We start from the raw sequence: 7,527 nt of genomic DNA, 5'->3' as shown, positions 1-7,527 counted from the left end.
GCGCGCTTCCGCCGACATATCGCGCGCGGTCTGCGCCAGCGTGTCGGTGATCTGCTGCTGATGGCCCGCGGCGTTGGCGCTGGCCTGCTCCATCTGCGCGCGCAGCGTCGCGGCCATGGCGGCCAGCGCCTCGGTCCATGCGGCCAGGCGCTGCTGATCGCGGGAGGCCAGTTCTTCCTGCAGCGCCACGGCGGCCTTCGGGGCCTGCTCGGCGGCCTGCACGAGGCGCTCGATCTCGGCGATGGTGCTGCTGGCATGTGCGCGCACTTCGGCCGACATGTCGCGCGTGGTCTGCGCCAGCGCTTCGGAGATTTCCTGCTGGCGGCTCGCGGTGTTCGCGCTTGCCTGTGCCATTTCGCTGCGCAGGGTGGTGGCGATGGCGCCGAGCGTTTCCGCCCAGGCCTGCAGCCGCTGCGCGTCCTGCGCGGACAGTTCCTGCTTCAGCTCGGCATGCGTGCCGGCCACGGCCTGCACCAGCGAGGCCGCGTGTTGCTCGAACGCCGCCGCCGCGCTTGCCATGGCCTGCTGGTTGTCGCCGGCCATCTTCTCGCCGATGCGCGCTTGCTGCGCCAGCGCGTCATGCCAGGTGCCGGCGGCGCTGGCCGCCGTGGCGTCCAGGCGGGCGGCCACGCTTTCCAGCAGGCCGGCCGAGCGCTGATCGAAGGTCTGCGCGAAGCCGTCGAGCGTGGCGCGCAGGTCGCTGGCCTGCGCTTCGCTGGTGCGCTGATGCCCGGCCAGCGCCTGCTTCCACAGGTCCGCGACGGTGGCCGTGGTGTCCTCGAAGCGCGTCGACAGGCCGTCGAGCTGCTGCTTCACGGCGTCGGTGACCGTGGTGTGCAGGGCCTGCGTTTCGCGCGCGATGCCTGCCATGGTGAACTCGACGGCCGGCTGGATGGCCGCGCTGGCAGTGCGCGCGCTGTCGGCGATGCTCTGCGTCAGCGATCGCTGCACGGAATCGGCCAGCCGGCCGTACGCCGCGTCGGTGCGGTCGTGGAACGCGGCCTGGCTGCTGGCCAGCCGTTCGGACATGGCCAGGTGCTGCTGCTCCATGGTGGTCATCATGGCCTGCAGCCGGTCGACCAGCGCGGGCATCACATCCGTCTGCCGCTGCAGCAGGCGGAACGCCTCTTCGCGCTGGTGGGTGCGCGAGTACGGGCGCAGCGTGGTGGCGATGCGGGCGTCGAGCGCCTGCGCGGCCTCGATGCGTTCACGCCGGCACAGCGTGGACAGCAGGCCCAGCATTGCCGAGGTGGCGACACCGGCCACCGAGGTGCCAAAGGCAAAGCCCAGACCCTTGACCGGTGCGGCCAGCGACGCGCGGATGGCATCGAGGTCCGCCGCGCCTTCCAGCGCGATGCCGGTGCCGCGCAGCGTCGCCACCATGCCCAGGAACGTGCCGAACATGCCCAGCAGGACCAGCAGGCCGACCAGGTACGGCGTCAGGGCCGGGCCGGGCAGGGCGGCGCGCTCGCCTTCGATGCGCAGGCGCACGGCATTGCGCAGGCTCGGATGCAGCGGCTCGATCCACGCGCCAAGGCTGGCGGGCGCCCCGGACAGCCCCGCGATGGCCTGTGCCAGCGTGCCCGTGGCCTGGTGGTAGCGCTTGAGCTCGAACGCACCCGCCAGGTAGAAGCCGCCGATCAGCAGCGTGACGGCCAGCGCCAGCAGGTTGGTGCCCGCGTAGCCGGCGCCGATCCAGCCCACGACGGCCAGGCCTGCCAGGAAGACGACGATTTGGATGAGGGTTCTGGTCATAGTGGTTCGGTTAGCTGTCACGCAGCGCCGCAAGCAAGGCTTCGACGGGTTGGTAACGGAGGTCCAGTTCGGCGCGCAGCACGCTCTGCATATCGTTCTGGAAGACGGTGAGCCAGGCACCGGGCGTCACTGGCGCCGCGACGCCTGTCGGCCGGGTGCCGGCCAGTGCCGCTTCCTCGGCCTGGCGCAGGCGCGTGAAGTGCGCTTCGAGCATGCCCGGAATGGTGGCCAGCAGCGCCTGCTCGCGCGCCCCGAGCACGCGTTCCATGACGGCGTCGACCATCGCCAGCCGTGCCATGCCGGAGGCCCGCGCCGCCAGCGCCGTGCGCAGGCGGCCGCGCAGGGTGGCGATCTCCGTTTCCATGGTCTGCTGCGAAGTGACGTATCGCTGGCGGAAGGCCGCATAGTCCACGACGGTGTCGACGGGGTCCGGCACGGCCGGCCGCGGCCGGCCGCGTTGCCGGCCGCCGGCCGCCCTGTCGTCGGCAATGGCCGCCGCCAGCACGGTGCGCACGCGGGCGCACTCGGCTTCCTCGGCCCCGGCCGCGCGCGCCGCCGAGGCCGGCGGATTGCCGTTCAGCGCCGCGGACAGGGCGATCGCCTCCGTCCAGCCGAGCCATTGGCTGAGCTGGGCCGAGAGCGACTGGCCGGATTCGGGGGCGTCATTGCCCGTCAGGCGAACCAGCAGGCGGATCAGCGTCGGACCGCTGAACCCTGCGCGCCGTGGTGCTTGGAGCATATCGCCAGAGCGAAAAATCCAGCAGTTTACACGTACGCGCGGGCGATTTCGCCGCATTTGTGGCCGAACCACGCTGGCTGGCCCCAAAGCGGGGGTTTGACGGCGTTGGTCGCGCGGGATTTGCTAGCGCCCGGCGCCCGGAAACTCCCCGGAAGCGGGCGCCAGCCAGCCGGACAGAAAGAAGCTGCGGCTAGCCGAAGGTGAACGCATAAGCCTGCGCGCCGGGGTCCAGGAAGCGGATCTCGAACGTATGGTCGCCCACTTCTCCGGCCTGGCGCACCAGCTGGTAGAGCCGGGTCTGCGTGACGGCGCCGTTGCCGCCCGCGTCGGTGTCGGCGCCATGGCTCGGGCCGGGCGGCTTGCCGTCGATCGTCACGATAAAGCGGACCGCCTGGCCATTGGCCGCCGGCCCCAGTACCAGGTGCAGGTCGCGCGCGTGGAAGCGGTAGCGGATGCCGCCGCCGGCGCGATCGAGCGTGGCCTGCTCGGCGCCGATGGTCCATTGGCCGGACAGGCCCCATTCGTTCAGGAGCAGCTTGCCGACGGTGTACTGCCGCGATGCGTCGGGCCGCATTTCGCCCGGCGAGGCGAAATTCACCGCCTGGCTGTAGCCGATATAGGTTTCATCGGAGCGGACATTGCGCAGGTCTGGCGCAGCCTGTGCGCCGCCTGCATCGGGCGCGACGACATCACCTGCAACGGCGCGGTTGCCGGCCTCCGCCAGGAGGGTCTGGATGACCCGTTCCGATTTTGCGTAGTCGCCCTCGCCGAACTGGTGGTGGCGGATATTGCCGCGTGCATCGACGAAGTAGGCAGCCGGCCAGTAACTGTTGTGGAAGGCGCGCCAGATGCGGTAGTCGCTGTCCACGGCCACGGGAAAGCCGATGCGGAAATCCGCCACCGCGCGGCGGACGTTGTCCGGCGACTTCTCGAACGCGAACTCGGGCGTATGCACGCCGACCACCGTCAGGCCCTGGTCCTTGTACTTGTCCGCCCACGCGCGCAGGTAGGGCAGCGTGCGGATGCAGTTGATGCAGGAATAGGTCCAGAAGTAGACCAGCGTGACCTTGCCCTGCAATTGCTCGCGCGACAGCGGCGGGGAATTGAGCCACTGCGAGGCGCCGTCGAGCGGCGGCAACTGGCCTTCCACGCGCAGGGGGCCAGGGAAACCCACGCCCGTGTCATTGGCGGCCAGCAGCACGCCGTTGCCGCGGTCCGGGGCGGCGCTGCCAAGGGCAGCCAGTGGCGCCGGGGTGTCCTTGCGCAGCGCATCGACCAGCGCCTGCTCAAGCCGTACCGGACCGCTCGCGGACAACTGTGCCAGCAGGCCGGTATCGGCGCCGAGTCCGATCGCGAGCACGCCGCCGAGCACGCCCGCGCCGAGGCCCCGGCGCAGCCACTGGCTTGCCCCCATGGACCGCTTCATGGCCGCGAAGACGCGGCCGCCGAGGCCCAGCGCCGCCGCCAGCGAGGTTGCCGCGCCGGCGGCATAGGCCGCGAGCGACAGCGACGTCGAGACGCTGGCGCCGTTCAGCGCAGCCCCGGTCAGGACCAGGCCGAGGACCGGCCCGGCGCACGGCGCCCACAGCAGGCCAGTGGCGATGCCGAGCAGCAGCGAACCCCAGGGCGAGTCTGACGCCACCCCGGCCGCACCGCCGCCCGCCAGCCGGTTGCCGAGCGCCACGACCGGGCGCGCGAGCGTGTCCGCCACGCGCGGCAGCAGCAGCGACAGCCCGAACACGGCCAGCAGCGCCAGCGCGCCGACCCGGCCATAGGCATTGGCGCGCACGGCCCACGCGCCGCCGGCCGAGGCCAGCGAGGCCACCGCGGCGAAGGTCAGCGCCATGCCGGCCAGCATTGGCAGCCGGCCGCGCAGGAACGGCTGCCCGGCCCGGCTGAGGACAAAGGGCAGGACGGGCAGGATGCAGGGGCTCAGGATGGTCAGTACTCCACCCAGGTAGGCAAGGATCAGCAGGGTCATGATGGGTGTCCTTTCGCTCGGGATTGGCTTGCCCCCGATCAGACCGGGCCGGCGTCGCCGCCATGTGTCGCCATCGGGCGGTTTTGTACCGCTTTGTGCGGCCGCAGCCGCCAGATACATGGCGATACACGCGAGGCGGGCGACCCCCATACAATGCTGGCAAAGCAGGCTGCCCGTTCACTTCCACTTTTGCCGAGGCAACAACGATGGACGCACACGTCGACCACATCCTGATCGTCGATGACGACCGGGAGATCCGCGAACTGGTCTCCACCTATCTCACCAAGAACGGCCTGCGCACGACGGTCGCGCCGGACGGGCGGCATATGCGGGCGTTCCTGGAAGCCAATACCGTCGACCTGATCATCCTGGACGTGATGATGCCCGGCGACGACGGGCTGGTGCTGTGCCGCGAACTGCGGGCCGGCAAGCACAAGGCAACGCCGATCCTGATGCTGACTGCCCGCGACGAAGAGACCGACCGCATCGTCGGGCTCGAGATGGGCGCCGACGACTACCTGGCCAAGCCGTTCGCGGCGCGCGAACTGCTGGCCCGCATCAAGGCCGTGCTGCGCCGTACGCGCATGCTGCCGCCCAACCTGCAGATCACCGAGGCCGCTGAAATCCTTGCGTTCGGCGACTGGCAGCTCGATACCACCGCGCGCCACCTGATCGACCGCGAGGGCACCATCGTCGCGCTGAGCGGGGCGGAATACCGGCTGCTGCGCGTGTTTGTCGACCACCCTCAGCGCGTGCTGAACCGCGACCAGTTGCTCAATCTCACGCAGGGCCGCGAGGCCGAGATGTTCGAGCGCTCGATCGACCTGCTGGTCAGCCGCCTGCGCCAGCGTCTCAATGACGATGCGCGCGAACCCAAGCACATCAAGACCGTGCGCAACGAGGGCTATGTGTTCTCGCTGCCCGTCGAGATCCGGGAGGCGCGCCAGTGACGCCGATGCTGACCGTGCGCCGCTGGGCCTGGCCCCGCACGATGGGGGCGCGGCTGTTCCTGATCCTGCTCGCCGGGCTGGTAGTCGCCCACGGCCTGTCGTTCGGCGTGCTGTTCTCGGAACGCTACATCTCCGCGCGCCAGGTGATGCTGGGCACGCTGGAAAACGACGTCTCCACCTCCATTGCCATCCTGGACCGGCTGCCGGCCGGCGAGCGGCCGCAGTGGCTGCCCCGCCTGAATCGCGGCAACTATCAGTACATCCTGGGGCCCGGCCTGCCCGGCGTGCCGGAGATGTCGCAGCGGGGCCAGGACATTGCCGACCGGATCATGGAGGCGAGCGGAGGCCGCTTTGCGGTCAGGGTGGAATCCATTCCGGGCGACGGCAAGCAACTGCAGGCGCACCTGACGCTCAGCGACGGCAGCCCGCTGACCATCGACGTGCATCCGCGCATGACGCCGATCGCGCAATGGCTGCCTTATGTGCTGGTGATCCAGCTCTTGTTGCTGGTGCTGTGCTGCTGGTTCGCGGTGCGGCTGTCGATCCGCCCGCTGGTGCAGTTGGCGGATGCCGCCGATGCGCTCGACCCGAACGCGAAGACGCCGCCTCTGGACGAGAGCGGCCCGACCGAACTGGCGCGCGCGGCGCGCGCATTCAATGCCATGCGCGAGCGCATCGCAAAATTCGTGGAAGAACGCGTGCAGATCCTCGCCGCGATCTCCCACGACCTGCAGACGCCGATCACGCGCATGAAGCTGCGCGCCGAGATGGCCGAGGATTCCGAAGAGAAGCGCAAGATGGTGAGCGACCTGGCGGAGATCCAGACGCTGGTGCGCGAGGGGCTTGCCTATGCGCGTTCGGCCCACGGCGGTGGCGAGAAGGCCTCGCGCATCGACCTCGGGTCCTTTGTGGAGAGCCTGGTGTATGACTACCAGGACACCGGCAAGGCGGTCACGGTGCAGCACAGCATCGGCTGTGCCATCGAAACGCGTCCACAGGCGCTGCGCCGCATCCTGACCAACCTGATCGACAACGCGATCAAGTTCGGCGGGGCGGCGGAACTGAATGTGCGCCGCGAGCAGGATGCCGTGGTCATCGAAGTGCTCGATCGCGGCGCCGGCATTCCGGAAGACAAGCTGGACGCTGTGCTGCAACCGTTTGTCCGGTTGGAGAATTCACGCAGCCGCGAGACCGGCGGCACCGGGCTGGGCCTGGCCATTGCCCAGCAGCTCGCGGTGGCGATCGGCGGCTCGCTCCGGCTGCGCAACCGTGAAGGCGGCGGGCTGGCGGCGGAAGTCAGGCTGGGTTGAATGGGATATTGGTCTTGGCCGGTGAGTCTTGATTTGACCGGTCGTCGTGCTTGGCAGACGCCGCTGTTTCGCCGGCGTAGCCGGCGACTTACTCTTTTGTCCGAGCGACAAAAGAGTAAGCAGAAAAACGCGTCGCCTGAGCGGCTGGCTATCAACGATGCGCTTCTACTGTTCAACCGGCTTTGGTCTCGCGAGACTTGGTTGCCCGTTCGACCCTGCTACGCCTGGTGATTCAGAACCAGTGCCTGCGATAACCTGCTTTTGTACGATCCCCATGTTGGGCTCGGGTACAGCGTTCCAACAGCGCCAGCGGTGGGACGCCTACGGCTGCGCTGCGCGCACGTCCTAGTCGGGATGCAAGGGGCATCAGTATTGCTGGCGCCAGTGCTTCCCATCCCTTCCGGTCCTCTCCCACTACTTCCCCTTGTTGCCCTTATCGCTCTCATTGTTTTCCGCTGAGCGCGCGCAGCGCAGCCGCAGGCGTCCCACCGAGGGCGCGGTCAGCAGGGGCCACCAAGTAATCCGGGTTCGTTCATCTGACGTCTCTATCCTGATCATCTACGCGGCAGGCAGTCTGGTTATGCCCTGTACCGTCTTCACCCCATCGGGCCGTTCGTCAACCACGAAGACGCGTTTTTGGTTACTTTTGTCGCGAGACAAAAGATGGAATGAACGCGCCCCGGCCTCGATGGCGCGGGTAACTCAGCTATGCATTTTGGGAAACGTGAGTGGGAGGGGGTCCCCCATCGCGAAACGGCATCAATGTGCCAGAGTGGAAGTTCACACAGTCCA

The 7,527-nt window shown here is 68.8% G+C and carries 5 protein-coding genes; 2 read left to right on the top strand and 3 right to left on the bottom strand.

Annotated features, from left to right (window positions below):
* From KHO22_RS32190 to KHO22_RS32180, 3 genes are all read right to left on the bottom strand, one after another.
* Positions 1-1,755 (bottom strand): DUF802 domain-containing protein (locus KHO22_RS32190; RefSeq protein WP_211951240.1); only part of this gene is annotated, 1,755 nt, incomplete at its 3' end.
* 10 nt (positions 1,756-1,765) lie between these two features.
* Positions 1,766-2,494: a DUF3348 domain-containing protein gene (locus tag KHO22_RS32185; protein WP_211951239.1), complete on the bottom strand. Its 729-nt coding sequence runs from the start codon at positions 2,492-2,494 to the stop codon at positions 1,766-1,768.
* Between the two features lie 190 nt (positions 2,495-2,684).
* Positions 2,685-4,475 (bottom strand): cytochrome c biogenesis protein DipZ, encoded by a 1,791-nt coding sequence (locus tag KHO22_RS32180; RefSeq protein ID WP_211951238.1) that lies wholly within the window; start codon positions 4,473-4,475, stop codon positions 2,685-2,687.
* A gap of 206 nt (positions 4,476-4,681) precedes the next feature.
* Between KHO22_RS32180 and KHO22_RS32175 the strand changes: the two genes are divergently transcribed.
* Positions 4,682-5,425, top strand: a complete 744-nt coding sequence (locus KHO22_RS32175; protein WP_211951237.1) for a response regulator — start codon at positions 4,682-4,684, stop codon at positions 5,423-5,425.
* A 5-nt stretch (positions 5,426-5,430) separates the two neighbouring features.
* Entirely contained in the window at positions 5,431-6,735 is a 1,305-nt protein-coding gene (locus tag KHO22_RS32170; protein WP_211951241.1) for an ATP-binding protein, read from the top strand.
* The last annotated feature ends 792 nt before the right edge of the window (positions 6,736-7,527 follow it).

It is taken from the genome of Cupriavidus yeoncheonensis (assembly GCF_905397275.1).
GTDB lineage: Bacteria > Pseudomonadota > Gammaproteobacteria > Burkholderiales > Burkholderiaceae > Cupriavidus > Cupriavidus yeoncheonensis.
This window is presented reverse-complemented; position numbering and strand designations above follow the sequence as displayed.

What these genes read in the sequence shown, in the direction of transcription:
- KHO22_RS32175 (WP_211951237.1), top strand. Translation starts at nt 4,682, where the DNA reads ATGGACGCACACGTCGACCACATCCTGATCGTCGATGACGACCGGGAG.
- KHO22_RS32170 (WP_211951241.1), top strand. Translation starts at nt 5,431, where the DNA reads ATGCTGACCGTGCGCCGCTGGGCCTGGCCCCGCACGATGGGGGCGCGG.
- KHO22_RS32185 (WP_211951239.1), bottom strand. Translation starts at nt 2,494, where the DNA reads ATGCTCCAAGCACCACGGCGCGCAGGGTTCAGCGGTCCGACGCTGATC.
- KHO22_RS32180 (WP_211951238.1), bottom strand. Translation starts at nt 4,475, where the DNA reads ATGACCCTGCTGATCCTTGCCTACCTGGGTGGAGTACTGACCATCCTG.